This window comes from Noviherbaspirillum sp. L7-7A, from assembly GCF_019052805.1.
In the GTDB taxonomy this organism is placed as follows: domain Bacteria; phylum Pseudomonadota; class Gammaproteobacteria; order Burkholderiales; family Burkholderiaceae_D; genus Noviherbaspirillum_A.
In genome coordinates, this window is the sequence record NZ_JAHQRJ010000001.1 from 1,692,578 (window position 1) to 1,716,367 (window position 23,790).

The following is a 23,790-nucleotide window of genomic DNA, read 5'->3' on the forward strand; positions in this document are numbered from 1 at the left end:
ACTGCATGGCAGACGGCAAGGGCAAGGTCTACCTGATCGGCGCCGGCCCCGGCGCCGCCGACCTGATCACGGTGCGCGGCGCGCGCATCCTGACGCAGGCCGACGCGGTGCTGCATGACGCGCTGGTGACAGCCGACATGCTGGCACTGTGCCCGCAGGCCGAGCTGATCCCGGTCGGCAAGCGCTCTGGCCAGCGCTCCACGGCCCAGGCCCTGATCAACCAGTTGCTGGTGGATGCCGCCGGCAGGCACCAGCTGGTGGTGCGCCTCAAGGGCGGGGATCCGATGCTGTTCGGCCGCGCCGACGAGGAATTGCGGGCGCTGGAAGACGCCGGCATCGAATACGAAATCATCCCTGGCATCACTGCCGCGCTGGCGGCCGCCGCATCGGCCCGCCGCCCCCTGACCCGCCGCGGTATCGCCCGCAGCGTCGCTCTGTTCACCTCGGCCACCGCGCCGGGCGAACCCGACATCGTCACCCTTCCCCACTGCGACACCCTGGTCCAATACATGGGCGGCCGCGAAGCCATGATCACCGCCCGCAAGCTGCTGGAACGCGGCCAGTCGCCGGATACGCCGGTGGTGGTGGTGGAGAATTGCAGCCTGGCTGATGAGCATGTGTTTCAGCTGCGGCTGGCTGATCTGGAGACGGGGCTGGCGGTATGCAGCGGTCCGGTGCTGGTGCTGATTGGCGAGGCCCTGGCGGCGCGCTGACGGCAAATCAAACGGAGGGATGCCGCGCTAAGGCCTTGCTGCTTCAAACGTCATAGCCACATTACTTTTCGATCTACCCATCTTCGTCTCGGTTACCAAATTACTTCGGGCACGTGGTACGTGTTGCATGGGTAACTGTGAACCTTTTTCATTCCTTTCGTTTCACACTGATAACCATGCGCTCAACAATAGCAGTTGTGGAAAGGACTGGCAAAAAATTATGGAAAAAGTAGATAACTCGAGAAAGTCAGTGTTTTGTGAATTAGATTATGCCTCGATAAAAAATTTGAATCAGAAGGCTACAGCATCAGAATCGGCGCTCAAGAACCGTCCCCTTACGAATGATGAAACCCAGCAGGCCAAGCTCAATCCGGGAGAAGCGGAACTCTGGCAAATTAATACGTTTTTTCAGAGAGAAAAAGAACTGCAACCCAATACAGAACTTGTTCTCCATGCAGAGAGAGTAAATTACAAACGGGCTGATGGAGCAAAGGTCGAGAAAATCAGATTTTATGCACGACCAAAATCGGAAAAGACAGAAAAGACAGAACAAGGATTTTTTGCGTTCTTTGATAATTTAATCAATCAAGGCAAGAAAAATCACAGCGACCAAAATCAGGCCGACAACACGGTGGCTGACCTTGCCAAAGCGTATATGGACGCTACTGGTGTAACCGCTAGCCGTCCGACGCTTCATTCAAGCCTCGATCGCTTGATTCAACGCTCAGCTTCAGCAGCAACCGGATCTATAGCTCCTGATCTAATGGTTGTTGCCACTGCTATTGGAAATGAGAAATTTAAAAACCCGACAGGGCTTGCGTTAGCGAAAAAGAGCGATTTCCGCGATGCGGTACTTGCAGAGCTCAACATTTCTCATAATGGATGCCCGATTGTCGCAGAACAGAGAATGTTGGAGGACCTGGCTTCCTTTGGATTTCAGAAGAAAGAGGTTATAGCCTTCCAACAGCTTGTCGATAACATCGTCAGCAACAAGAATACAGATGAAGAAGATCTCTATGCAATCGGCACATTCCGGAAACAATGGATAGCATTCCATGACAGCAAAAGTCCGGCTGGGCAAAAATTCAGGGATTTTGTTTGGGACAATTCGACATGCCAAGTGTGGAACACGGTTGCTCACCGTCTCGCAGAACGCCCAGCACCAACTTTTGATTTCAATGCGCATGCTAAGGGCGATGTAATCATGGTCCCGGAAGTCGAGCATATTCAAACCTTGCCCGGCGAATCAACTTTACGGGAAATCGTCGACAAACTGCATTCCGATGCATCGAAAGAAAACCAGGCTCAATTTACCAAGATAAATTCTGGCGGGGGAAAAGTACTTGTTGCAGCGAAAAGCTGCCATATTGATGAAATGCAATATCAACTGCGTACCACTCAGCATGCATATCTCAAGCAGACCTACGAAAGTGTTTTTGGCCATAAGGCGGCTTCTGCCGAGACCATCATCCTGACGCCATTATTTAACTACACGGAAGACACGATAGACGAATGCATCGACATCATGCTTGCGCCTGCAAAAAAGGAACGAAAACCAGGTGAAAATCTTAGGCTGGGAATTTTCACACCAGACCCAAGGATCAGGCTGAAATTCAACACTGCAGTGCATAAGCTCGCTGACGAAAAGAGAAAAAAGAAAAACGAAAGGCAAGCAGGTGCTAAAGGGAGTGCTCCTGACACGCATCAAGTCCAGGAAATGACAGAGCCAAAGACGCAGACTGCCAATTCGCCTGCCATACAGGAATGGGCTGTGGAAAACATGCGCCAAATGATTACGGAAGGTATTGAAACTTTTAAACAGCATGCTGATTTTATGCAGTCTACTGCTGCCACAACGGTTACAACTTCTGTCGATTCTGCGACTGCTGCAGCCGCTGCAACTGTGGCAACGTTTACAACACAAGGATATGAAGCCCTCAAAGGGTCCTTACTCACGCCTACACCCAAGCAAATTTTCCGAGAAGAACACGTAGACGCACATGTAATGCATTCAACAATGCCACTGGTGAAGCCGGATACATTACCACCAGTCGCTGCAGCGGTGATCGATGCTAAAAAAGAAAGCGGCCTACTAACAGTAACGAATGCACTTTCCGATCTTTTCAGCAGAGGCAGTGAGTACGACGCGGCAGTCGTTCTTGAAAGACTGCCTCGGATGCAATTAAAAAAGAAAAGGCGCGGAAAGGAAGTCCCAGTGGCCGACATCGCGGCAGCGTTCCCGCAGAAAGCGACATCATCTCACTCTGGGACACGTGCCGAAATAGGGATTGAATACGTCAAACTGCAGAACGGCATTACGGGGCAGAATTGGCGGCCCGATGAAAAAACCGTGATTTTATTAAGCGATTCCGCCGATGAATGCGTACAGCCTGGCCAAACAGACATCAAGTCGGAACTCCAAACACTCTTGAAAAGGGACGACTTTTCCACGTTCTTCGGAACAGGATTGATATTCAAACCGCAGAGCTTGAAGAACGACAATTCCCACAATCACAACCGATATTTCGCTTTCCCAGAGAAATTATCTGCCGACGCCACCGCAGAAATTGCTCAGAGATATAGGGAAATAATCACGCAGGCTGCGCGAATGGAGATCCATAAGGTGGTTGTCACGCCATGCTTTGAGCTTCCTCGCATATTTATCCATCAAGACGCTTACGGGCGAGCAATTGTAACTATGCTCAAAACGCTAGACGAACTGAGTATGGAGTTCCCCAGCATCGACATAACACTGATCGGTCGTTCGGAAGCAGAACACGCGTTAATGCAAGATGCAATTGAGGCAATAACGCAGAAAAAACAAGCGGAACGACTTAAGAAAAATTACTAATACCAAGTTCGCACATTCACAGGCAAGTAGTGCCGCCTCGCGGCGCCCTTGCTTTTGATGCGAGATGGAACGGCTTGCTCCACCAAAACCATGTTCAAGTCGCAGCCCTACCAGGTACCACCCGTATACGACTTACCCAGCTGGGCCTCGTACACCTCATCGTTCCTGCGGCGATAGCAATAGTGGGAGTAAGCGGCGCCTGTCAGCGCGGCCAGCCAAGCCGCGGCGCCCAGTGAAAAAATCAACATCATGGGTTCCGTTTGTAATCAGCCTGCATTTTAATGCATGTAATCACCAAGCGTGCGGAGAGCGGCCCGGGATACTGCAAAATTTCCCTGGAAAAACAACTGCAGACGGGGGCAGGAACAGGGGGCGGAAGGAAATGGGAGTCGAACCCACCAGACCTGCATGGCAGGTCTCGCCGGATTTGAAGTCCGGGCGCGCCACCGGGATGCGTTGTCCTTCCGGTGCGGCAGGGTAACACGGCGCTTGCTGTCTTCGGAAGCCCTGCACCACGCATCGGGTGCATCAGTCAAGGCATCGGTATGAGATGCGGGTCAGCCCACAAGACGGCGTCGGCCTCCCGCATAACGTGTCAGGCCGATGCGGTCCAGATGCTCCAGCACCTCGATGGTCAGGTTGCGCCCGATGCCGGAGCGGTTCCTGAACTGCGCGGCGTCGAAATAGCCATCCGCTGAAGCCCCGGCCAGTTCGGTGGCGATCATGCCAAGCCCGCTCACCGTCTCAGGCAGGAAGAAGCGATTGGGCGCGACCTGTTCCAGGTAGCCCAGCCGGGCGATGCGCTCAAGCCGGGCCAGCAGCGCTTCACGCTCCATGCCCAGGCTTGCCGCAAGCTCGCCGACGATGGGCGGACGCAGCCCGCCGCCGCGCAGATGCGGCTCGATGCGCGCCAGCAGGTCGCGGTCCTCGCCCTGCAGTTGCGGCGCATGGGACGGCAGGCGCAGCAGCAGGCGCTCCCGCACCAGCATGCCCCGCTCCAGCATCGAGCGCACCGCTGCTCGCGACACCGTCGGCGTGGCCTGGGCGCGCAATGCCTGAACGATGGCGGCCTCGGCCATGCCGAGATGATCGGGATGCGCTGCATGCCAGTCCGCCAGCACGGCCGGCAGGCGGTCCAGCAGCGCCTGCCATTGGGCGATGTCGAGAGCGCGCATGCCGCCGGCTTCCTGTACGCGCTGCGTCGGGACTTGCTGCAACAGGCCTGCCTGCTCGTCCGGCGACAGGTTGCGACTGCGGATGAAGTCGTCCAGGGTTATGCCCTGTGGCGCGGCCTGCAGCAGCGCGGCCAGCGCCTGCGCGGTGTCGTCGCAGTCCTGCGCACGCAAACGCGCCAGGCGCGCCGGCCTAGGCACGCGCTGGCTGCCGGCGCCCGGATCGATCACGATGCCGCCGCCAATCACCCGCTGGCTGGCCTGCGAGCGCAAAATGAAGCGGTCGCCATACGCTGCAGCTAACGGCCGCGATGGCACCAGCTGCGCATAGGCCTGCTGGCCCTGCCCGATCGCCCTGCCCTCCAGCACCGCCACATGGGCACTCTGCTCGGCCGCGCCCAGGTGCAGCTGCACCGGCGTCCAGTGCGCCAACGGCGCATCGGCCTGCGCCAGCATGCGCAGCCGCACGTCGATGCGCGCAGTCGGCGCGTGGGCGTCAACGGCGACGATCCAGTCGCCCCGCGACACCTGCTCGCGCCGGATATCGCCAGCCAGGTTCAGTGCGCAACGCATGCCGGACAGCGCCCGCGTCACCGGCGCGCCGTGCGCCTGCACCGCCCGCACCCGCAGCGACATGCCGGCGGGCGACAGCACCACCTCATCGCCGGGTGCCAGGCTGCCCGAGACCACCGTGCCGGTCGCCACCAGGCCGGCGCCGGGCACCGTGAAGCTGCGGTCCACCGCCAGGCGGAAGTTGCCGCGCGGTGCCGCCGCTTCCGCCTGGCGCGTCCGTTGTGTCCGTGCTAGGTGGGCGCGCAGCGCCTCCACCCCGACGCCATCGATGCCGCAGACCGGAAACAGCGGCGCATCGCGCAGCCCCGTCGGCGCCAGCCGCTTCCTGATGTCGGCTTCGACCCCGGCCAGGCGCGACGCGTCCACCCGGTCGGTCTTGGTCAGGGCCACGGCGCCGTCACGCATGCCCAGCAGGTCCAGCACCGCCAGATGCTCCACCGTCTGCGGCATCACGCCGTCGTCGGCCGCCACCACCAGCAGCGCAAAGTCCACCGCCGCCACGCCGGCCAGCATGTTGCGCGCAAAGCGCTCGTGGCCCGGCACATCGACAAAACCGACCGGCTGCCCGTTGCCCAGATCGGCATGGGCGAAGCCGATGTCGATCGACATGCCGCGCTGCTTCTCCTCCGGCAGGCGGTCGGTGTCGATGCCGGTCAGCAGCCGGATCAGCGTGGTCTTGCCATGGTCGACATGGCCGGCGGTGGCGACGATCATGGCGGCGCCAGCGCGGCCAGCAGGCCGGCTTCATCGTCCAGGCAGCGCAGGTCCAGCAGCAGCGCCTTGTCCGCGATGCGCCCGATCACGGGCAGCGGCAGGCCGCGCAGCGCGGCCGCCATCTGCTGCGCACTCTGGCCCGCCCGTGGCCGCAGCCGCAACGCAAAGCTGGGCAGCAGGTCCACCGGCAGCGAGCCGCTGCCGATCTGGCTCATTACCGGCGCCACATCGACCGCCGCGCGCTGCCCAGCCCACTGCGCCAATGCCGGCAAGAGACGCAGCGCCTGTGCCTCGATCTCCGCTGCCGGCCGCGACAGCAGGCGCAACGCCGGCACCTTCTCCGCCAGCCGCTCCGGGTCGGCATACAGCCGCAGCACCGCGGCCAGCGCGGCAATGGTCAGCTTGTCGCAGCGCAGCGCCCGCTTCATCGGATTCTTCCTGATGCGCGCCACCAGGTCGGCGCGGCCGACGATGATGCCGGCCTGCGGGCCGCCCAGCAGCTTGTCGCCGCTGAAGGTGACGATGCCCGCGCCCTGGCGCAGCGTGTCGGCCGGCGTTGGCTCGGGCGGCAGTCCGTAACGGGTCAGGTCGGTCAGGGTGCCGCTGCCCAGGTCCACCACCAGGGGCAGTGCATGGCGCGCGGCCAGTTCGCCCAGTTCTGCCGGGTCGGCCTCGGCGGTGAAGCCTTCGATGCGGTAATTGCTGGTATGGGCCTTCATCAACAGGCCGGTGGACGGGCCGATGGCGTCGGCATAGTCGTGCAGATGGGTGCGGTTGGTGGTGCCGACCTCGCGCAGGCGGCAGCCGGCGCGGGCCATGATGTCGGGCAGCCGGAAGGCGCCGCCGATCTCGATGAGTTCGCCGCGCGAGACGATGCATTCGCGCCGCGCCCCCAGGCTGTTCAGGGCCAGCAGCACGGCGGCGGCATTGTTGTTGACCACGGTGGCGGCCTCGGCGCCGGTCAGCCGGCACAGCCATTCCTCGAGGTGGCTGTCGCGCTCGCCGCGCCTGCCGGTGGCCAGGTCGTATTCCAGGTTGGAGGCGCCCCTGGCCACCTGCACCATCGCGTCGATGGCTTCCTGCGGCAGGGGTGCGCGGCCGAGATTGGTGTGCAGCACCGTGCCGGTCAGGTTCAGCACCGGCCGCAGGCTGGGCGCGAGCAGCCGCCGCAGCCGCGCGTCGACGGCGGCGCCCAGTGCTTCGTCATCGGGCACCATGCCGGCAGCGCGGCACGCCGCCAGTTCGTGGCGCACCACGTCCAGCACCAGAGCGCGGCCATGCGCCTCGATCAGCGCGGCCATCAGCGGCCAGCGCAGCATGCTGTCCACCGATGGCAGCCGCGCCATGTCCGGCCGGGCGCTCATGCCGCGACCGCGCTTTCCCGCAGGCGTCCAGGAGCCTGCGCGGCAGAAGGAGCGGCGGCTGCAACGCGCGGGAAGACGGTGCGGCCTGCCATCACCGCCGTCGCCCAGGGATCCACCCTGGGCTTGTCGGCGCTACCAAACCGCTCTCGTTCTTCCCACGTTTCGCTTCTCCGCCTTCTGCCGCGCAGGGTGCTATGGCTTGCTGGTAAGCGCGGCGACGATGGCGCCGACCGCCTCGTCGGCCAGCGCGCGCATCTCCTCGTCGCTGCGGTCCTGGATCGGATGCCGCACGAACACCATCGCCGGGTCGAAACCCAGGCTTTTCGACTGCAGCGCAGCCGCCTCGACAAACTCTGTGGATGCAATGCCTACTCCGGGTATGCCCCGGCCTTCGAGATCCGCGATGTCATGCATACAGCACGACGTGCAGGATCCTCAGTCGGCCAGGCCTTCGACGACGAACTGGCATTCGCCGGCGATCTGCTGCTTCAGCGCCGTCGGCGCGACCCGGGTGAAGGTCGGCTTCCTGTAGCGCTTCACCGCGATGCCCATCGCGGCAAGCCGTTCGTCGACGCGGTCGAGGAACACGTTGCCGCGCGCCTTGGATATATCGAGCAGGCCGACGGTCGCGCCGGCCAGCGACGCCGGGCGCGCCAGCCGCGCCCGCGCCGATGGCGCGCGCTCGGCGGTCGGGTCCAGCAGGAGGATTTGTTGCGTCATGTTGCGATCTCCCTGGTAACGGGGGTGGAGCCGGTCGGGCCGGAAGCGGCCCAGCCGGCGATGACAGCGGAAAACAGGCCGGCGCTGCCGCCGGCCCGCACGATCAACAGGCCGCCGGGGCGGAACTTGGGAACCTGCTTGCCGGCCAGCGCCGCCGGCAAGCCTTCGGCAATGCCGCCGGCGCCGGCCAGCATGTCGTCGGCATCGAAGGTCAGCAAGGCGGTCAGTTCATCGCGCAGACGCGCCTTGGACCAGCCGGCCTCGATGAACACCCGGCTGTGCTCGGGCGACACCACCAGCAGCGCGTCGCCGGCCATGGCCAGCTTGGGATGGTCGACCGCGCGCAGGCATAGCGCGAAGCTCCTGGCCAGCGACTCGGGCGTACGCGATTTCTGGTCGACGATGCCCTGCACGCCTTCGCCGGCAAACAGGGTAACGGTGGAAGCATGGGCGCCAAAGCCGCGTTCCACGGCAAGCGACTCCCAGCCGATGTCCTCGGCCTCGGCGAAGCAGAAGCTGTACTTGCCGGGATTGCCCAGCGTGGCGCGGTCGACTTCGCCCGGCCGGCCGCCGCCGACGTTGCGGATCACCAGTTGCAGCGCGCGGCCGATGGTGGCATTGGCGCGGTTGCCCTGCCCCAGCGCATTGACGCCCGAATTCATGCCGACCGCCTTGCCTGCGGGCCCGTTGACGACCACCACCGGCCCGGCAAACATCGTGGTGCACAGCACGCCGTGCATGCCGAATTCATCCACCAGCGCCGCCTCCACCGCCGCCAGCACGATGGGCAGGTACTCCGGCTTGCAGCCGGCCATCACCGCATTGATCGCCACCTTTTCCACGGTGCAGGGCGCCAGGTCGGGCGGCGCCAGGCCAAGCACTTCATCCGGCTTGCGGCTGGTTCCCTGCAGCATGCGCAGCACCCGTTCGCGGGTCGGCGGCACCACGGGCAGGCCGTCGGTCCAGCCGCGCTCGTAGCAGGCTTCCATCACGTCTTCCTCTTCGCCCAGCGCAATGGTGCGCGAGACGAACTGGATGTCGCCATAGCGCAGCGCAAGCTGTTCCGGCATGCCGGGGTCCAGGGTTTTCGAGCCGCAGCCGGGGCGTATCGCGGGCAGGCCTTCGCCCAGGCTCGGCAGGCCGCTGATGCGGCGCCAGTCGTCGCGATGCCAGCCATAGGTGCGCTCGACTTCACGCCCGCCTTCCACCCGGATCAGGGTGGGCACGACTTCGATGTTGAGCAGCCAGGAATGTTCCAGCTCGCGGTCGTCCACCACCTCCGCGGCGCCGCCGGCATAGGCCGGGTCGTCCTGCACATAGACCTTCAGCGGCAGATCGGCGGCCGCCAGGCGCGATACCAGCGGCTCCACCAGCGCACAGGTCGGGCAGGCGCGCTTTGCGATCAGCAACAAACCATCGGGCATCTGGCGCATGGTGCTTGTCCTTTGTTCTCTGTTCTTTTAACGAACTTATTGGCGGTCATCATACGAAGGATGGTCAATGCTGACCAGCTTTTTTTGCACGGTCGTTCTATTGTATTTCGTCCCCCCATGGCATGGATGGCGTTTCAGGAGTGCCCGGGCGTTGAACCCATGCCGATTCCCATCAAGGCAACACAGGGTGGCTGCGGAGTGCCAGCGGGTGAATGCATTCCCTGCCTGCAGCAGGCATGGCCTCGGTCGCTCGCTGCAGCACACGAAAGCGGGAAGGGAAAGAGGGGCGGCCTCCTTGCCCGGCATCGATTCTCCGGCAGGCAAGACAACATGCCCTGTCGCCCCATTCCTGCGCCACGACCGCAGCCGGAACGCTTCGGGCGATTACGGTAATGACAAACTGCAAGGTCATGCCTTGCCGACGGCGCATCGGACACATGCCGTCTTCAATCTGCGCTGCCTCATCGACGTCTCGGGGCAGCATCGTCAAAACAAGCACCTGAAGAGTCAACCCATGAACAACGTTTTCAAACAGCTTCTGTCCTCACAAGCACTGTCCCTCCCATCTGCCACCATGCAGACTGCCCAGTACATTGCCGATACCGATCTGGCAGGCATCACCGGCGGCCAGGAGCACGGCGAAATTCAATTCAGATTCGGCTTGCACTTTGGCGCTGAGCACAAGGCGCTGCCATTCTCGGCCGAGCTGCAGCAGTTGCCGGTCGGCGCGGTTGACCCGAATACCGTTCCGTGGGCGGAACTGAAGCCTGCTGTAAAGAAGCTTGCCAGCGCTGACTGAGTACTGACACCGCCGTAGCAGAAGCTTGCCTGAACCGCGCAGCGTTTTGATCAAACCGATCGCTGAGACTGCCCACCGCAACAACTGGCAATCCACGGTTCAGGCCTTTGCCGCCCTCTCCCGCAGTTCCCGCTTGAGCAGCTTGCCATTGGCATTGCGCGGCAGGGGCGTCTCCATCAGCGTGACATCCTCCGGCACCTTGTAGTCGGCCAGGCGGGCCGCGCAGTGCGTTCGCACCGCGTCGGCATCGGTCACGCCGCCGGGCGCATACACGAAGGCATGCACCCGCTCGCCCAGCACCGGGCAGGGCTTGCCCACCACTGCCGCCTCCAGCACGCCGGGCAGCGCCATCAGCACATTCTCCACCTCGGCCGAATAGATCTTGTAGCCGCCACGGTTCAACATGTCCTTCTTGCGGTCGAAGATGCGCACGAAGCCGTTCCCGTCGATCGAGCCGATGTCGCCGGAATGCCAGTAGCCGGCGGTAAAGCCGGCGGCGGTCGCTTCCGGATTGTCCCAGTAGCCGCGCACCACCATCGGGCCGCCTATCCACAACTCGCCGCTCGCGCCCGCCGGCACCTCTTTGCCGTCGTCGTCGACCACGATCACCGAGGCGCAGGGCAGTGCCACGCCAACCGAGTCATTGCCGGCAACGCTGGTGCCGGGCGGCACGGCCGTGGTAGGCGATGTGGTTTCGGTCGCGCCGTAGGCATTCACCAGGGCCAGTCCCGGCAACTGCCGCGCCATGGCGTCCACCGTGGACGGCGGCATCGGCGCGCCGCCGAAGCCGCCGATGCGCCAGGCCGACAGGTCGTGCGCTTCCATGCGGCCGCGCAGCAGGCACAGGTTGTACATTGCCGGCACCATCAGGGTATAGGTCATGCGCTCCTTCGCCGCGACGGCGACGAACTCCTCGGCCTGGAAGGCGGAAAAGATCAGCATGGCGCCGCCCACCCGCAGCATGGCGGCGATCACGGCGATCAGGCCGGTGACATGGCTGGCCGGTACCGCCAGCCCGGCGCAATCATGCTGGTCCAGCCCGAAGCAGGCCTGGTAGTGCATGGCCGAATGCACGATGTTCAGGTGGCTCAGCATTGCGCCCTTGGGATTGCCGGTGGTGCCCGAGGTGTAGAGCAGGACCGCGGTGTCTTCCTCCCGCACTGGCGCGGCCTCGCTCGCCGGCATGAAGCCGCGACCAAGCGCAGACAGCGACAGCACACTGGCGTCGCTTACATCATCGACGCGGATGCGCAGACGCAGGCCGGGCGCCTCGGCCGCGTCAGGCAGCACTGCCGCCAGCGCGGCGTCGAACACGATGGCCTTCGCGTTACTTTGCCTCAGCATATAGGCCAGGCCAGGCCGCTGCTCGCGTATGCCCACCGGCACCGCGATTGCGCCCAGGCGCTGTATCGCCAGCAGCACCGATACGAACTCGGGCCGGTTGCCGATGAACATCACGACCCGGTCGCCACGTTCGACGCCATGGCTGGCCAGGCCGGCGGCAATGCGACCGACTTCGCCATCCAGCTGCCTATAACTCAGGCTGGCGCCGTTGAACAGCACGGCCCGCCGGTCGGCATGGCTGGCCAGCGCCTCATCGAACATCGCATGAAAGGAAGACGGCCGGTCGGCGAAGCAGCGCACGATGCGGTCGCCGAAATGGGCCTCATGCCGTATTGCCGGCACGCTGAACCCGGCCCAGTGTTCGGGCCCGCTCATGCCGCCTCCCTCGCCACGTTGGCGCCGCGCTCGATCACGACTTCCGCGTCCAGCAGCGAGCTCGAATGGTTCAGGTCCGACTGCGAGATCAGCACCGACAACTGGCTGCCGCGCAGGCTGCCGATGACTTCGGAAAGCCGCTGCGACAGGGCCGGCGCCACGCCTTCGAAGGGCTCGTCCAGCAGCAACAGGCGGGTGCCGACGGCCAGCGCCCGGCCCAGCGCCACCAGCTTCTGCTGGCCGCCGGAAAGCAGCAGCGCGCGCCGCTCGCGCATGTCCTTCATCTCGGGCAGCACGCTGTAGACGAACTCCAGGCGCTCCGCTTCCTTCAGGGCTTTCGAGGCCCACACCGGCACCAGGATGTTTTCCTCCACCGTCAGCTCCGGCACCAGGCCGCGGTCCTCTGGCATGTAGCCTATGCCCAGGCCGGCGCGCAAATGGCGCGGCATGCCGCCCAAGTCGCGGCCATCGAGGGTGATGCCGCCGCTGCGCAGCGACAGATGGCCCATGATGGAGCGCATGAGCGAGGTCTTGCCGGCGCCGTTGCGGCCGATCAGGCCCACCATCTGGCCGGCCGGCACGTCGATGGAAAAGCCGCGCAGGATTTCCACGGCTTCGATGGCGACATTGATTCCCTTTACCTGCAGCATATTCCCTGTCTCCTAGCGCAAGGTGCCCGTGACATAGCGCCGCACCTCGTCATTGGCCAGCGCATCGGCGGGCGCGGCGTTGGCGATGATGCGGCCGCTGTAGAAGGCCACCACCCGGCTCGCATAGCGCTCCACGATATCCATGTCATGCTCGACGAACAGCACCGTCATCGCCTCTTCCTCCAGCGCCTGCATCACGGTGTCCATCATCGGAAACTTTTCTTCCACGCTGACGCCGCTGGTCGGCTCGTCCAGCAGCAGCAGGCGCGGCTGCTCGGTCAGGGCCATGGCGATGTCGAGCAGCTTGCGCACGCCGCCAGGCAGTTCCGAAACCCGCCGTGCGGACTGCGCCGCCAGGCCGAAGCGCCGCAGCAGCGCCTCGGCGCGTTCGATTGCATCGGCCCGGTGCGCCGGCCTCAGGAAGGACAGGCTGCGGCCATGGCAGGCCGTGGCCACCAGCATGTTGTCCAGCACCGTCAGGCCCGCGCAGAGCTGCGGTATCTGGAACGAGCGCGCCACGCCCAAGTGGGTGATGGCGCGCGGCGCCATGCCGGTGATGGCGCGGCCATCGAGCATGATGGTGCCGGCGTCTGGCCGGATATAGCCGGTGATCATGTTGACGAAGGTCGTCTTGCCGGCGCCATTGCTGCCGATCAGGCTGACCCGCTCGCCATGCCCCACGTCAAGCGACATGTCGCTGGCGGCGACCACCGAGCCGAAGCGCTTCTGCAGGCCGGCTGCCTGCAGCACCGGCGCATTGCGGGTATCGGGAACCGCGCTCATTGCCTGCCTCCGCTGCCGGTCCTGATCTTGCCGCCGGCCCAGAGCGAGCCGATGCCGCCGGGCAGGAAGCGGATTGCCAGCAGCAGGAAGATACCCAGCGCCAGTTGCCAGGTGTTGGGGAAGTACAGGCTGGAAAACGAGCGCACGATTTCCAGCAGCGTGGAGGCGATGAATACCGCCAGCACGCTGTGGTAGCCGGCCAGGATGGCGACGAACACGAATTCGCCGGAACTGGTCCAGTAGCTGAAGTTGGGATCGATATGGCCCAGCGACATCACAGTCAGCGCGCCGCCGACGCCGCCGAGGAAGGCGGCGATCACGAAGTTGGCGGCCACGGCCTGGCGTACCGAACCGCCCAGGTATTCCACCCGCAGCTCGTTCTCCCGCACTGCCAGCGATACCAGGCCGCGGGTCGAATCGAAATAGACGCGCGCCGCCAGCGCCAGCAGGCCCGACAGCGTGACCGTCACGGCGTACAGCAGGAAGCCGACATGGGCATCCGGCAGCGCCTGGCCCAGCAGCGTCGGCCGGCTCATGTTGAATCCGTCGGAGCCGCCCAGCGCATCGGTCTTGACCAGCACGCCATACAGCACCATGGACAGGGCCAGCGTCAGCATCGCGAAGAAGATGCCGCGGTAGCCGGCAATCAGGCGCGCCACCAGCAGCGCCGCCAGCGCCGCCACCACGCCGCCGGCCAGCGCCATGCCCAGCGCATCGGTCATGCCGAGCCGGTTGAACAGCAGCGCCGCGGTATAGCCGCCCAGGGCGAACACCATGCCCTGGCCGAAGGACACCACTCCGCAGCGCATCAGCACCACGATGCCCAGCGACACCAGGCCGTGCGAGGCGGCCATGGTCAGCAGAAAGGTCAGCCACTTGGGCAGCAGCGCGCCGGCGCCGACCAGCACGACGATCAGCGCCAGGCCGGCCAGGAGCGAGCGCGGCCGCGCGGCGCGCTGGTGCGCTGCCGGCGCCGGCTTGTCGAGAGTTGCAGAAGTCGCTTGCATGTCAGATCTTCCTTGCCTGTATGCGCTGGAACAGGCCTTCCGGCTTGAACATCAGCACCACCGCCATCACGATGTACACCGAGAACAGCTCCGCCACCGGCGCGGTATGCACCGCCAGGGAGCGCGCCAGGCCGACGATGAGCGCGCCGATCGCCGCGCCCGGTATGCTGCCCAGACCGCCGATGATCACCACCGCAAACGACACGATGATCACGCCCACGCTGACGCCCGGCTGCACCGAGATCATCGGCGCGGTCAGGGCCCCGCCGAGCGCGGCCAGGAAGATGCCCACGCCGAAGGCCAGCATGTAGACCCGCGAGACGTTTACGCCCATGCTGGAGGCCACTTCCTCGCTGTGGATCACGGCCAGCACCAGCTTGCCCTGGCGGGTGCGGTTCAGGCCCCACCAGACCGCCACGCCGACCACGACGGCAACGGCCACCAGCATGAAGTCATAGCCGACATAGGACTGCTCGCCGATGTCGACATTGCCGAACAGCGCGTAAGGGTCGGTGACGTAATACGGGTTGACGCCCCAGATCAGCTTGGTCACGTCTTCCAGGATCAGGAACAGCGCATAGGTGACCAGCACCAGCAGCACTTCATCGCGGCCATAGAAAGGCCGCAGCAGGCTGCGCTCGCACAGCGGCGCCACCAGTGCCGCCACCGCCACGGCGGCCAGCAGCATGGCTACCAGCGACCATGAAGGCGCGAACTGCATGGCGCCGAACCAGGAAACGAAGCTGGCGGCGGCATAGGCGCCGACCGCGTAAAAGCTGCCGTGCGCGATGTTCAGGATCTTGAGCACGCCGAACACCAGCGTCAGGCCCAGCGCAACGATGAACAGCCATGATGCGTAGGTAATGCCGTCGATCAGGATCGTGATCAACTGGTTCATGCTTGTCCTCCTTGGCGGAATGGAGCATGGCCGCCGGCCTCGTGCAGGTAAAACTGCAGGCGCCGGCGGCCGCGGTCAGGCGGATCGCCCTAGTCGCACTTGGCGCCGGGGAAGTTGGCCTTGATCCAGTCTTCCGACTTCATGTTGGCCGGCGGATTGACGCATTCGGCCGGGAAGCGCTGGATGTCCTGCAGCGTGACCATCTTCCTGGCTGCGTCATACTTGGTGCGGCCGATCGCGGTTTCCTGGATCGCCTGATGGCCGTCGCCCAGCGCCATGCGGATGCGTCCGCCCGGCGCTTGCCACTCCGAGCCCTTGAGCGCCTCGGCCAGCTGTTCCGGCGTGGGCTTCTTGCCGCCGTTGGCCGCCATCGCCTTCTCGGCCGCCAGCTTCAGGCCCATCAGCGCCTGCGCCATGCGGTACGGCGCCTGCACCGGATAGACGTTGTAGGCCTTCTGGTAGACGCTCCACCACCAGTCGTTCAAGTCCGACTTCGGCGCCATCAGGCCATAGGCGCCGCGCGCGCCAAGGATCACGCCATCGGGCATCTTGTCGCCCAGGCCCTGCAGCACATGGTCGGCCGCCGACAGCACGCCCTGCGACTTCTTGAACAGGCCGCGCGGTCCGGACTGCAGGATGAAGCTCTGCAGGTCGCCGCCCCAGAAGCTGGAATGCAGCAGGTCGGCCGGCTTGCTCATCAACTGCGAGATCTCGGTGCCGTACTGGCCGGAGCCGAATTTGGGCAGCAGGTCGGACTGCACCTTGGCATCGGGATAGAGCCTTTCCATCGCCAGCACGAAGTCCTTGCGGGAATCCTGGCCCCAGGCATAGTCCTGGTTGAACAGGTTCATGGTGCCGACCTTCACGTTGCGGCTCTTCAGGTAGCGCGCCAGCGCCACGTTGTCCATGGTGCCGTGGGACGCCGTGCGGAACACATAGTTGTACTTGTTTTCCTCGAAGATGCGTGGCGTGCCGCAGTCGTAGAGGATCAGGAAGCGCTTCATTTCCTCGGCCACCGGCGCCACCGCCAGGCAGTCGCCGGAACCGACATAGCCCACCACGGCATCGACCTTTTCACGGTCATACAGGTTGCGCAGTTCCTGCACCTGCTTGGTGGCGCCGCCGTTCTCGTCGACATACACCGCCTCGATCTTCATGCCGCCGAAGCCGACCCTGTTATAGGGCGCCGGCGCCTCGCCCTTGTTGAAGGCGTCGATCAGCACCTTGCCGCCATTAACGGCCGGCACGCCGAAGCTTTCCGCCGCCTGGCCCGAGAGAAAGCTGACCACGCCGATGCGGAACACTTCCTGCGCCTGCGCCGGCGCCATCGCCGCCAGGGCGGTGGCGACCGCCACTGCCGCGCTCATGCGCCATCCACGTCGCGCCTGTATCGTTGCGCCTGCCTGCTGCCTGCTTCTGCTTTTTTTCATGGTCTCCTCCGTCTCGGGTTTTATTCGGCCATCGACACCGGCACATGCATGTCCAGTTGTGCCAGCATGAAGCCGCGCTGGAAATCGACAATATGCTTACGCATCCAGTGTTCAGCCCGCTCGGCATCGTGCTGCCGCAGGGCGTCAAGAATATGGCGGTGCGCCGCCAGGTTACGCGCATGCATCTGCGGCAGCTGGCCCTGCATCCGGGCCAGCGTGGCGTTGTAGAGCAGGCTGACCGGCTCGCGCGCCAGCATCAGCGCGCGGTTGCGCCCGGCACGCGCCACCAGCGCATGGAACTGCACATCAAGATCAATCAGGGCAGACTCCCGCTGGGCCTGGGCCTGGGCCTGGGCGTCGCCTTCGGGCGCCTGCTGGGCCAGCGTCTCCATCCGCGCCAGGTTGGCGGCCAGCGCCTGCAGGTCGTCCTCGCGCGCCGCATGTGCCGCGAGCTGCGCCGCCAGCGGCTCCAGCACCACGGCTACCTGCCACAATTCATGAAATGTCGCCTGCTGCAGCACCAGCGCGCGCATGGCGCGCGGCGCAAAGTCCGTCAGCCCCGGCAGCGCAACGAACAGCCGGCGCCCCTCGCGCCGCTCGACCAGCCCTTCCTGCTCCACCTGCCGTATCGCCTCGCGCAGCGTGGAGCGGTTGACGCCAAACTGCTGCGCCAGTTCCTGCTCGGTCGGCAGCGGCGCGCCTGGCTCCAGCGCGCCGGAAAGAATGATGCGCTCGATCTCCGCGGACACCGCCTTGTAGGCGGGTGCAATCCGCATCCGGCGAAACACCTGGTCGCCGGCGGGCGTCTCCTTGCTCACTGGATCGGTCAAGCCCATTCTTTCCTGTCCTCTGGATAAAGGGAAAGCTGCTGCAGTCCGTGTCGCTGATCGAATTAATGTCCGTTTGTCGGATATTCGTACTGAAGATGACTTTTGGTCAAGAAGATTTGATTGTGCGGTGCAAAAGTAAATCCGACAGCCGCATGGTTCTGGTGACCGGCCTGGAGGAACCCGTTTGAATCGCCGGGCACCAATGCACGCTTCGGCCGGAACTGACCTGACCTGGCGTGCCCCAAACCTGCCTGCACAACAAGGTACCCCCTTTTAATACTTCACCCGACACGAAGGAACCGCACATGGACGCAACCACCCCTTCATCCTTGTCTCCACGACACGTGCAGACAGCCAGCGAAGTCAACAACCACCAAACGCGCCAATCCGGGCAGATGCCGCCCGGCCCGGGGGTGCGCCCGGTTAATGTGGACCGGGCGCTCTGGCGCGATGTCCTTTTCGCTGCGTCAGACATGGGCAATATCGACATCGTCAGAGGCGTGCTTGACGCCGGGCTGGCAAGCGCGGACAGCACCGATCCCGAGAGCGGCGACACTGCCCTAATGCATGCAGCCCAGTATGGAAGGGCTGACGTGGCGCAACACCTGCTGGATGCGCGGGCAAACGTGGATCAGGTCAACAATGACTGCCTGACCGCGCTGGGAGTGGCGGAAATCGCCGGCGAGTCAAAAGCGATTGACATATTAAGACGGAACAACGCTTACACTCTGTTTAGTTTGGACAACACACGGCAATACACCCCTGAACAGCTGGAACGTATTCATCGAGCGGACCGGGCTTTATACGACGAGCAAGGCGGAAGGCTGAGAGCGACCCGGCCCACGTTGATGCCGCTAGAAGCATCAAATCAATAAACGCGCCTGCGCTGTGTGCATGGTGCCCCCGCGATGCACACAGCGCTGCAGGCCTACTCCAACGGCACCGTCCGATAACGACTCACCTCCCCCGGACCAACCGGCGCGCCCTGGTTCCCCCAGGCCGAACGCACATAGCTGACCACCGCCGCCACGTCCTCGTCATTCATCGATGGCCCATAGGGCGGCATGCCATATGGCCGTGGATTGCCAGCGGTGCTGGGCGGATAGCCGCCATTGAGCACCATGCGGATCGGGTTGACCGATGAGGCAACGATGGAATGGTTGCCGGCCAGGCGCGGATAGGCTGGCGGCTTGCCGCTGCCGTCGGCGCGATGGCATTCGGCGCAGTTCTTTTCATACAGCTTTGCGCCCTGCTCCAGCAGGCGCTGGGCCTGGGTATCGCTGACCGTGGCGGCAGCGGCGGGTGCTGCCGCCTGCTGCGGCAAGGATTTCAGGTAGACCGCCATCGACTCGGCGTCCTGATCGCTCAGGTGCTGCAGGCTCTGTGCCACCACTTCCGCCATAGGCCCGTACACCGCGCTCTTCATCGACACGCCGGTCTTGAGCAGCCGCGCCAGGTCGGCCGTGTCCCAGTCGGCCATGCCGGTGGCGCCCTGCGGGGTGAGCGCCGGCGCGTACCAGTTCAGCACCGGGATCATGCCGCCCGACAGGTCGCCGCGCAGCGGCGTGGCGCCGAGCGCATTGCGGCTGCTGTGGCAGGCCACGCAATGGCCCAGGCCCTGCACCAGGTAGGCGCCGCGGTTCCACTGTTCCGGCTGGCCGGACTGCGGCTCGAAGACGCCGGGGCGGAAATACAGCGCCCGCCAGCCAGCCAGCAGCCAGCGCTGGTTGTACGGGAAGCGCAGCTCATGTTCCCGGTTTTCCTGGCGCACCGGGGCGAGGGTTCGCATCCAGGCATAGATGGCGTCGCTGTCCTCGCGGCTCACGCGGGTGTAGCTGGTGTAGGGAAAGGCCGGGTACAGGAAGCGGTCGTCGCGGCCGCGGCCGTTGTGCATGGCGCGCCAGAAATCGTCGGCGCTCCAGTCGCCGATGCCGGTGGCGTCCGGCGTCAGGTTGGGTGCGTAGAGCGCGCCGAACGGCGTAGCGATGGCGCGCCCGCCGGCATAGGGCTGGCCGCCGCGCGCGGTGTGGCAGGCCATGCAGTCGCCGACGCGGGCCAGGTAGGCGCCCCGCGTCAGCTGGGCCGCCTTGTCGGCTACCGGCTGCGCGGCATGGGCACGGTCGGGATGCCGCATCATCTGCCAGGCCAGTACTGCGGCCGGCACCGCGATCAGCAGCGCCACCACCAGGATCAGGATGCGCTTCATGGCCGGCCCGCCTTTCTTGCCTGGGCCACGCTGCCGCATTCGAGCGGCAGCGTAGCGGCGCTGTCGGACACGGCCCTGGCATCGGCCGGCACCGGCTGCTGCGACAGCCAGGCCGATACCGCGCTGATATCCTCCACCGACAGCCGCGTGGCCAGGGCCGCCATGCAGTCCGGCTGGGCGGCATGGCGGGTGCCGTTCTTCCAGGCGCCGAACTGGCCGCTGAGATAATCGCGCGGCAGGCCCAGGAGGCCGGGGATGGCCGGCGCCATGCCGGTCAGGGCCTTGCCATGGCAGGCCACGCAGGCCGGCACATCGGCCTTGCGGTCGCCATCGAGGGCGAGCTGGCGGCCGCGCGCCAGTTGCGCCGGACTGACCTGCAACGGCTGCGGCGGCGGATACGGCGGATGCTGGCTGGCGAAATGGTCCGCCATCGCCTGCAGATAGTCGTCCGACAGATGGCTCACCATGTAGACCATCATCGGATAGGTGCGCCGGCCCTCGCGGAAATTGACCAGCTGGTTGTAGAGGTAGCCGGCCGGCTTGCCGGCGATGCGCGGATAGTAGCCGTCGCTGGCCGCGCGGCCCTGCTCGCCGTGGCAGCCCGTGCAGGCGGCCGTGCGCTGGGCCATGGTGTCAGGGACGGTCTGAGGCTGCGGCCGGGCAGACGTCGCTGCCAGTGCCAGGCCCAGGGCGAGAACGGATTTGCAGTAGGGTGTCATGCCGCGATGATAGCGGAGCGCCCTCCTTCGGCACAGGCCATGGCGAGCTGCCTTGCGCCATATCACTGGCCTTCCACAGCGATTACAAGCATCGTCAATTCGCACGGCATAGTGGAAAAATATGCATGTAAGTTGTGCAAACTCCATGACAGAGAGGCAACCATCGGGTACGCTCAGCCCCGTATTTCCCGTGTTATCAAGTTGTTACGGCGTTTTTCGCTGTGTGGCACAGCCCTTGCAATATCAGCCCAAGAAGTTCTGTCCCTTCGAAATAGAGAAACAGGAGAAGTTAATGGAAACGAACTACCCGGGAGACCTGTCATCCGCCCTTGAAATGGACGCTGACGACCTGAGCGGCGCCACCTCCGGCGGCAATCTGCGCGGCGACCTCGCCGACCTGAAGAAAGACCTCGATGCCCTGCTCGCCAAGGCCTCCACGCTGACCGACCGCGAACTGCGCGATGCCCGCGACCGCCTTCTGTCACGCTTCGGCACCATGCGGGTCGCCGCCCAGGACATGGCCGGCCAGGCGCAGGAACAGCTCAACCGCGGCGTCGACATGACCAGCGAGTACGTCAAGGAGCGTCCGATGCAGGCCCTGGCGATCGCCGCCGGCATCGGCCTGGTGTTGGGCGCAATCACGCGCCGCTGACAGGGCGCGCGGCCCGCCTGGCGGGCCGCGCCTGTCCATCGTCCAACCAGATCTGGGGTTTCATGTGTTCGAGAAGATAAAAAAATCCAAACAGCTCGCGCTGATGATGAGCGAGCGCGTCAGCGACTACCTGAGCCTGCTGAAAATCGAGGCGAAGATGCAGGGCGCGGTGCTGGTCAAGCAGGTGATCGGCTTTGCGGTTGCCGCCATCTTCGGGCTGCTGGCAACGGTCTTTCTGGGCGTAGCCATCATCGTGAGTTTCTGGGAGACCGATTACCGCATCCTGGTCGCCTGGCTGGTCTTCCTCGCCTTTGGCGCCGGCGCCGGCGCGGGCCTGTTCCTGGCCAGGAAGCATGTCGCGCCGTCCGAGCCATTTGCCCACGTACGCGCCGAAGTGCAGCGTGACATTGACCTGATCAAGGAAACGCTATGAATGTAAAGGCACCAGAGGGCGGCCCGCTGGAAGAACAGCGCGATGCGCTGCTGGCGAGGATCCATGCCAGCCGCGCCTCCTACCGCGAGCAGCTGCATGCGGTGGATGTGGGCGATGCGGCCAGCCCCAGCATGAAGGAATTGATGCATGACCCGGTGAATCACCCGTTCCCGCGCAGCCAGAGCATGCGCTGGCTGCTCAGCCATCCGTGGCTGATTGCCGGCGGCGTGGCGGCGCTGGTCATCATCGGTCCGCGGCGCGCCGTCAGCGGCCTTGGCCGCGCCGCGCCGCTGGTCAGCAGCGCCGCTGCCATGATCACCACCACCCTGCAGGACCCGGCCAAGATGCGGGTGGCAACACGCGGGCTTGCGTCACTGACGCAGATGATCCGCTCACGTCGCTGAGCGGCTGTTCCGAATTGCCTCCGGCGTGGCTTTCCTGGCGACGGGCAAGAAGGCAAATACAGGAAAGATAGCCGCCATGGCTAATTACTTATAGGGAAAACATCATGAAAAAACTGATCGCGGTAATGGGAGTGCTGATGGTGATGGGCCTGACCGGCTGCAACACGATGAAAGGCATGGGCAAGGATGTCGAGCGCGGCGGCGAAAAGGTGCAGGACGCGGCTTCCCGCCAGCAGGCCAAGTAAGCAACCCGGCGCGGCGTCGGGACACGGTCTCGATGCGTCGCCCGGGCATGCCGCGACATGACGGCGCGGCATGAAGGCATTCCACTGGAACGCTTTCATGCCGCGCCGTTTTTACATCGGCTTTTACGGACGACGCATTTCCGATTGGCTGCGCAACTGCGGCTCGCCGTGCGGGTCCGACGGGCCGTCCGGTTCCGGCAGGCCGCGTTTCTCGGCGCGGGTCGGCTTTTCCGAAGGGCCGTCCAGGCTGGGCCAGACAAACACTGCCCGGTTGCCGCCGCCGCTCTTGACGCTGGCGGTGCGATGCAGGCTGACGCCCCCGGTCTGCGCCAGGATGCGGTAGCCATTGGCCGGCGGCAGGTCGACCAGCAGCATCGGCGCATCGCAATCGACTGCCATCAGGTGGGCGCCCTTGCGATCGGCAATATCGACATGCACCTTGGCCAGGTAGCTGCCGTCGCGGGTGGCGAAAGTCATCAGCAGGCCGTGGCTGTGGGCCTGGGTTTTCATGTATTCGGACTCATCCTGCCCAACACCGCCGCACAGAAACTTCACGCCTCTTTCGGTCTGCGGCTGCACCGGCGCCTCGGGCGTCTGCGCCTGCGCGGCAGCGCCGATCAGCGAGCCGGCCAGCAGCATGGCGATGGTGACTCGGCACATCGCTTCCTCCTTGTTCAAGACTGGCACGGCGTTCAGGTCTGGATCACGAAGCGCGGGCCATGCTGTTCGCCATCGCGGTAAAAGACCGGTTCGCCCGGCTGCACGCTGAAGATGGCGCGCTTGATTTCGATGGGGCCAGGGCTGGCCTCGGAAGTATGCGGCCGGGGCGGCTGCGGCAGCGCCGGCTTGTCCAGCGACTTGTTGCAGGCGCTGACGGCAGCAGCAAGCAGCGCCGCAACCGCCATGGTTTTCAACAGGGTATTCGGACTGTGTTCATGTTCGTCTGGGTCATTCATTGCATTACCTTTGCATCGTTTGGAAATGCGACGCCGCCGGGGCTGCATGCGAAGGCATCGCAGTCGCAGGCGGCGGCCATCAACATGGCAATTATGCAAGCTTTATGCCGGTTCCGTCTTGCGCTGCGCGGTGTTCGACGTGAGATTCTGCTTTCTTTCCTCGCGCCGCCGGTTGGCCCGATAGATCAGCTGGCCGACGACCGCGGTGAGCAGCATGAAGATATTGGTGGCGACGAAGACCCAGTTCTCGACCAGAAAGCTGTAGATCACAAAGCCGGTGGAAGCGGCCAGCTGGCCAATGAACAGCCAGCTCGAGACGCCGGCGGTACTGCGGCTGCGCCATTGCTTGTACACCTGGCGCGAAATGGTGAGGATCAGGATCAGTGCACTGATCCATCCGGTAAGGTCTGCAAGCATGCAACGACACTCCTGATTCAAAGATGGTCAACAAACCACTGGCCGGCGCAATGCCGGCAGTGCAAAAGGAACCGGCCGGCTTCTGCGCCGGCCGGCTTTACG

Annotated in this window: 24 protein-coding genes and 1 tRNA gene; 8 read left to right on the forward strand and 17 right to left on the reverse strand. The window is 64.3% G+C overall.

The annotated features are described in order from the left end of the window. Positions 1–5: 5 nt before the first annotated feature. Both cobA and KTQ42_RS07680 read left to right on the forward strand, forming a co-directional pair. Positions 6–713 carry a uroporphyrinogen-III C-methyltransferase gene (gene cobA, locus KTQ42_RS07675; protein ID WP_217344972.1) on the forward strand — a complete coding sequence of 236 codons (708 nt, stop codon included), beginning with the start codon at positions 6–8 and terminating at the stop codon, positions 711–713. Between the two features lie 220 nt (positions 714–933). Beyond that, complete coding sequence (locus KTQ42_RS07680; protein ID WP_217344973.1) at positions 934–3,564, forward strand: hypothetical protein; 2,631 nt, start codon at positions 934–936, stop codon at positions 3,562–3,564. A gap of 373 nt (positions 3,565–3,937) precedes the next feature. On the opposite strand, the gene KTQ42_RS07685 is transcribed toward KTQ42_RS07680, so the two are convergent. The 5 genes from KTQ42_RS07685 to KTQ42_RS07710 all read right to left on the reverse strand — a co-directional run bounded on the left by KTQ42_RS07685 (position 3,938) and on the right by KTQ42_RS07710 (position 9,540). Next, positions 3,938–4,030 (reverse strand) — tRNA-Sec (locus tag KTQ42_RS07685). Between the two features lie 91 nt (positions 4,031–4,121). Next, positions 4,122–6,023 (reverse strand): selenocysteine-specific translation elongation factor, encoded by a 1,902-nt coding sequence (gene selB / locus KTQ42_RS07690; protein ID WP_217344974.1) that lies wholly within the window; start codon positions 6,021–6,023, stop codon positions 4,122–4,124. Next, positions 6,020–7,387, reverse strand: a complete 1,368-nt coding sequence (gene selA, locus KTQ42_RS07695) for an L-seryl-tRNA(Sec) selenium transferase (RefSeq protein ID WP_217344975.1) — start codon at positions 7,385–7,387, stop codon at positions 6,020–6,022. Before selA ends, selB begins: the two co-directional genes overlap by 4 nt. Positions 7,388–7,579: 192 nt before the next feature. After that, positions 7,580–8,107 (reverse strand): UGSC family (seleno)protein, encoded by a 528-nt coding sequence (locus KTQ42_RS24235; RefSeq protein WP_283093263.1) that lies wholly within the window; start codon positions 8,105–8,107, stop codon positions 7,580–7,582. Then, positions 8,104–9,540, reverse strand: a complete 1,437-nt coding sequence (locus tag KTQ42_RS07710) for a hypothetical protein (RefSeq protein ID WP_217344978.1) — start codon at positions 9,538–9,540, stop codon at positions 8,104–8,106. Before KTQ42_RS07710 ends, KTQ42_RS24235 begins: the two co-directional genes overlap by 4 nt. 295 nt (positions 9,541–9,835) lie before the next feature. Between KTQ42_RS07710 and KTQ42_RS07715 the strand changes: the two genes are divergently transcribed. Further along, complete coding sequence (locus KTQ42_RS07715) at positions 9,836–10,339, forward strand: hypothetical protein (protein WP_217344979.1); 504 nt, start codon at positions 9,836–9,838, stop codon at positions 10,337–10,339. 99 nt (positions 10,340–10,438) lie between these two features. Here KTQ42_RS07715 and KTQ42_RS07720 read toward each other — a convergent pair whose 3' ends face one another. The 7 genes from KTQ42_RS07720 to KTQ42_RS07750 all read right to left on the reverse strand — a co-directional run bounded on the left by KTQ42_RS07720 (position 10,439) and on the right by KTQ42_RS07750 (position 17,656). Next, the gene (locus KTQ42_RS07720; RefSeq protein ID WP_217344980.1) at positions 10,439–12,058 is read right to left on the reverse strand and encodes a class I adenylate-forming enzyme family protein; all 1,620 of its coding nucleotides are present in this window, start codon (positions 12,056–12,058) and stop codon (positions 10,439–10,441) included. Beyond that, on the reverse strand, positions 12,055–12,708 hold the full coding sequence (locus tag KTQ42_RS07725; RefSeq protein ID WP_217344981.1) for an ATP-binding cassette domain-containing protein: 654 nt from the start codon (positions 12,706–12,708) through the stop codon (positions 12,055–12,057). The genes KTQ42_RS07720 and KTQ42_RS07725 overlap by 4 nt, the downstream gene beginning before the upstream one ends. Before the next feature lie 12 nt (positions 12,709–12,720). Continuing rightward, complete coding sequence (locus tag KTQ42_RS07730; RefSeq protein WP_217344982.1) at positions 12,721–13,491, reverse strand: ABC transporter ATP-binding protein; 771 nt, start codon at positions 13,489–13,491, stop codon at positions 12,721–12,723. Next, positions 13,488–14,498 carry a branched-chain amino acid ABC transporter permease gene (locus KTQ42_RS07735; protein WP_217344983.1) on the reverse strand — a complete coding sequence of 337 codons (1,011 nt, stop codon included), beginning with the start codon at positions 14,496–14,498 and terminating at the stop codon, positions 13,488–13,490. Before KTQ42_RS07735 ends, KTQ42_RS07730 begins: the two co-directional genes overlap by 4 nt. A 1-nt stretch (position 14,499) precedes the next feature. After that, a complete protein-coding gene (locus KTQ42_RS07740) occupies positions 14,500–15,396 on the reverse strand; it encodes a branched-chain amino acid ABC transporter permease (protein ID WP_217344984.1) in 897 nt (298 codons plus the stop codon). An 89-nt stretch (positions 15,397–15,485) separates the two neighbouring features. Then, on the reverse strand, positions 15,486–16,826 hold the full coding sequence (locus KTQ42_RS07745) for an ABC transporter substrate-binding protein (protein ID WP_249222678.1): 1,341 nt from the start codon (positions 16,824–16,826) through the stop codon (positions 15,486–15,488). A gap of 20 nt (positions 16,827–16,846) precedes the next feature. Continuing rightward, entirely contained in the window at positions 16,847–17,656 is an 810-nt protein-coding gene (locus KTQ42_RS07750; RefSeq protein WP_217344985.1) for a GntR family transcriptional regulator, read from the reverse strand. A 305-nt stretch (positions 17,657–17,961) separates the two neighbouring features. Between KTQ42_RS07750 and KTQ42_RS07755 the strand changes: the two genes are divergently transcribed. After that, a complete protein-coding gene (locus tag KTQ42_RS07755) occupies positions 17,962–18,531 on the forward strand; it encodes an ankyrin repeat domain-containing protein (RefSeq protein ID WP_217344986.1) in 570 nt (189 codons plus the stop codon). Between the two features lie 53 nt (positions 18,532–18,584). Here the strand turns inward: KTQ42_RS07755 and KTQ42_RS07760 are convergent, their stop codons facing one another. Both KTQ42_RS07760 and KTQ42_RS07765 read right to left on the reverse strand, forming a co-directional pair. After that, positions 18,585–19,862 carry a cytochrome c gene (locus KTQ42_RS07760; protein ID WP_217344987.1) on the reverse strand — a complete coding sequence of 426 codons (1,278 nt, stop codon included), beginning with the start codon at positions 19,860–19,862 and terminating at the stop codon, positions 18,585–18,587. After that, the gene (locus KTQ42_RS07765; RefSeq protein WP_249222889.1) at positions 19,859–20,491 is read right to left on the reverse strand and encodes a c-type cytochrome; all 633 of its coding nucleotides are present in this window, start codon (positions 20,489–20,491) and stop codon (positions 19,859–19,861) included. The genes KTQ42_RS07760 and KTQ42_RS07765 overlap by 4 nt, the downstream gene beginning before the upstream one ends. 382 nt (positions 20,492–20,873) lie before the next feature. On the opposite strand from KTQ42_RS07765, the gene KTQ42_RS07770 reads away from it, so the two are divergent. From KTQ42_RS07770 to KTQ42_RS07785, 4 genes are all read left to right on the forward strand, one after another. Next, positions 20,874–21,233, forward strand: coding sequence for a DUF883 family protein (locus KTQ42_RS07770; RefSeq protein WP_217344989.1), 360 nt, complete (start codon positions 20,874–20,876; stop codon positions 21,231–21,233). A 64-nt stretch (positions 21,234–21,297) separates the two neighbouring features. Next, positions 21,298–21,666, forward strand: coding sequence for a phage holin family protein (locus KTQ42_RS07775; protein ID WP_217344990.1), 369 nt, complete (start codon positions 21,298–21,300; stop codon positions 21,664–21,666). Next, positions 21,663–22,070, forward strand: coding sequence for a hypothetical protein (locus KTQ42_RS07780; RefSeq protein WP_217344991.1), 408 nt, complete (start codon positions 21,663–21,665; stop codon positions 22,068–22,070). Before KTQ42_RS07775 ends, KTQ42_RS07780 begins: the two co-directional genes overlap by 4 nt. 104 nt (positions 22,071–22,174) lie before the next feature. Next, the gene (locus KTQ42_RS07785) at positions 22,175–22,315 is read left to right on the forward strand and encodes an entericidin A/B family lipoprotein (protein WP_194713223.1); all 141 of its coding nucleotides are present in this window, start codon (positions 22,175–22,177) and stop codon (positions 22,313–22,315) included. Positions 22,316–22,438: 123 nt separating this feature from the next. On the opposite strand, the gene KTQ42_RS07790 is transcribed toward KTQ42_RS07785, so the two are convergent. From KTQ42_RS07790 to KTQ42_RS07800, 3 genes are all read right to left on the reverse strand, one after another. Continuing rightward, positions 22,439–22,975 carry a carboxypeptidase regulatory-like domain-containing protein gene (locus tag KTQ42_RS07790; protein WP_217344992.1) on the reverse strand — a complete coding sequence of 179 codons (537 nt, stop codon included), beginning with the start codon at positions 22,973–22,975 and terminating at the stop codon, positions 22,439–22,441. Positions 22,976–23,007: 32 nt separating this feature from the next. Then, complete coding sequence (locus KTQ42_RS07795; protein ID WP_217344993.1) at positions 23,008–23,271, reverse strand: hypothetical protein; 264 nt, start codon at positions 23,269–23,271, stop codon at positions 23,008–23,010. A gap of 102 nt (positions 23,272–23,373) precedes the next feature. After that, positions 23,374–23,688 carry a PQ-loop repeat-containing protein gene (locus tag KTQ42_RS07800; protein WP_217344994.1) on the reverse strand — a complete coding sequence of 105 codons (315 nt, stop codon included), beginning with the start codon at positions 23,686–23,688 and terminating at the stop codon, positions 23,374–23,376. Positions 23,689–23,790 lie beyond the last annotated feature (102 nt).

Coding starts and splice junctions, on each gene's coding strand:
- KTQ42_RS07680 (WP_217344973.1), top strand. CDS start 934: ATGGAAAAAGTAGATAACTCGAGAAAGTCAGTGTTTTGTGAATTAGAT.
- KTQ42_RS07720 (WP_217344980.1), bottom strand. CDS start 12,058: ATGAGCGGGCCCGAACACTGGGCCGGGTTCAGCGTGCCGGCAATACGG.
- KTQ42_RS07795 (WP_217344993.1), bottom strand. CDS start 23,271: ATGAATGACCCAGACGAACATGAACACAGTCCGAATACCCTGTTGAAA.
- KTQ42_RS07765 (WP_249222889.1), bottom strand. CDS start 20,491: ATGGCCCAGCGCACGGCCGCCTGCACGGGCTGCCACGGCGAGCAGGGC.
- KTQ42_RS07740 (WP_217344984.1), bottom strand. CDS start 15,396: ATGAACCAGTTGATCACGATCCTGATCGACGGCATTACCTACGCATCA.
- KTQ42_RS07770 (WP_217344989.1), top strand. CDS start 20,874: ATGGAAACGAACTACCCGGGAGACCTGTCATCCGCCCTTGAAATGGAC.
- KTQ42_RS07735 (WP_217344983.1), bottom strand. CDS start 14,498: ATGCAAGCGACTTCTGCAACTCTCGACAAGCCGGCGCCGGCAGCGCAC.
- KTQ42_RS07745 (WP_249222678.1), bottom strand. CDS start 16,826: ATGAAAAAAAGCAGAAGCAGGCAGCAGGCAGGCGCAACGATACAGGCG.
- KTQ42_RS07730 (WP_217344982.1), bottom strand. CDS start 13,491: ATGAGCGCGGTTCCCGATACCCGCAATGCGCCGGTGCTGCAGGCAGCC.
- KTQ42_RS07780 (WP_217344991.1), top strand. CDS start 21,663: ATGAATGTAAAGGCACCAGAGGGCGGCCCGCTGGAAGAACAGCGCGAT.
- KTQ42_RS07710 (WP_217344978.1), bottom strand. CDS start 9,540: ATGCGCCAGATGCCCGATGGTTTGTTGCTGATCGCAAAGCGCGCCTGC.
- KTQ42_RS07785 (WP_194713223.1), top strand. CDS start 22,175: ATGAAAAAACTGATCGCGGTAATGGGAGTGCTGATGGTGATGGGCCTG.
- selB (WP_217344974.1), bottom strand. CDS start 6,023: ATGATCGTCGCCACCGCCGGCCATGTCGACCATGGCAAGACCACGCTG.
- KTQ42_RS07725 (WP_217344981.1), bottom strand. CDS start 12,708: ATGCTGCAGGTAAAGGGAATCAATGTCGCCATCGAAGCCGTGGAAATC.
- cobA (WP_217344972.1), top strand. CDS start 6: ATGGCAGACGGCAAGGGCAAGGTCTACCTGATCGGCGCCGGCCCCGGC.
- KTQ42_RS07800 (WP_217344994.1), bottom strand. CDS start 23,688: ATGCTTGCAGACCTTACCGGATGGATCAGTGCACTGATCCTGATCCTC.
- KTQ42_RS07755 (WP_217344986.1), top strand. CDS start 17,962: ATGGACGCAACCACCCCTTCATCCTTGTCTCCACGACACGTGCAGACA.
- KTQ42_RS07760 (WP_217344987.1), bottom strand. CDS start 19,862: ATGAAGCGCATCCTGATCCTGGTGGTGGCGCTGCTGATCGCGGTGCCG.
- selA (WP_217344975.1), bottom strand. CDS start 7,387: ATGAGCGCCCGGCCGGACATGGCGCGGCTGCCATCGGTGGACAGCATG.
- KTQ42_RS07790 (WP_217344992.1), bottom strand. CDS start 22,975: ATGTGCCGAGTCACCATCGCCATGCTGCTGGCCGGCTCGCTGATCGGC.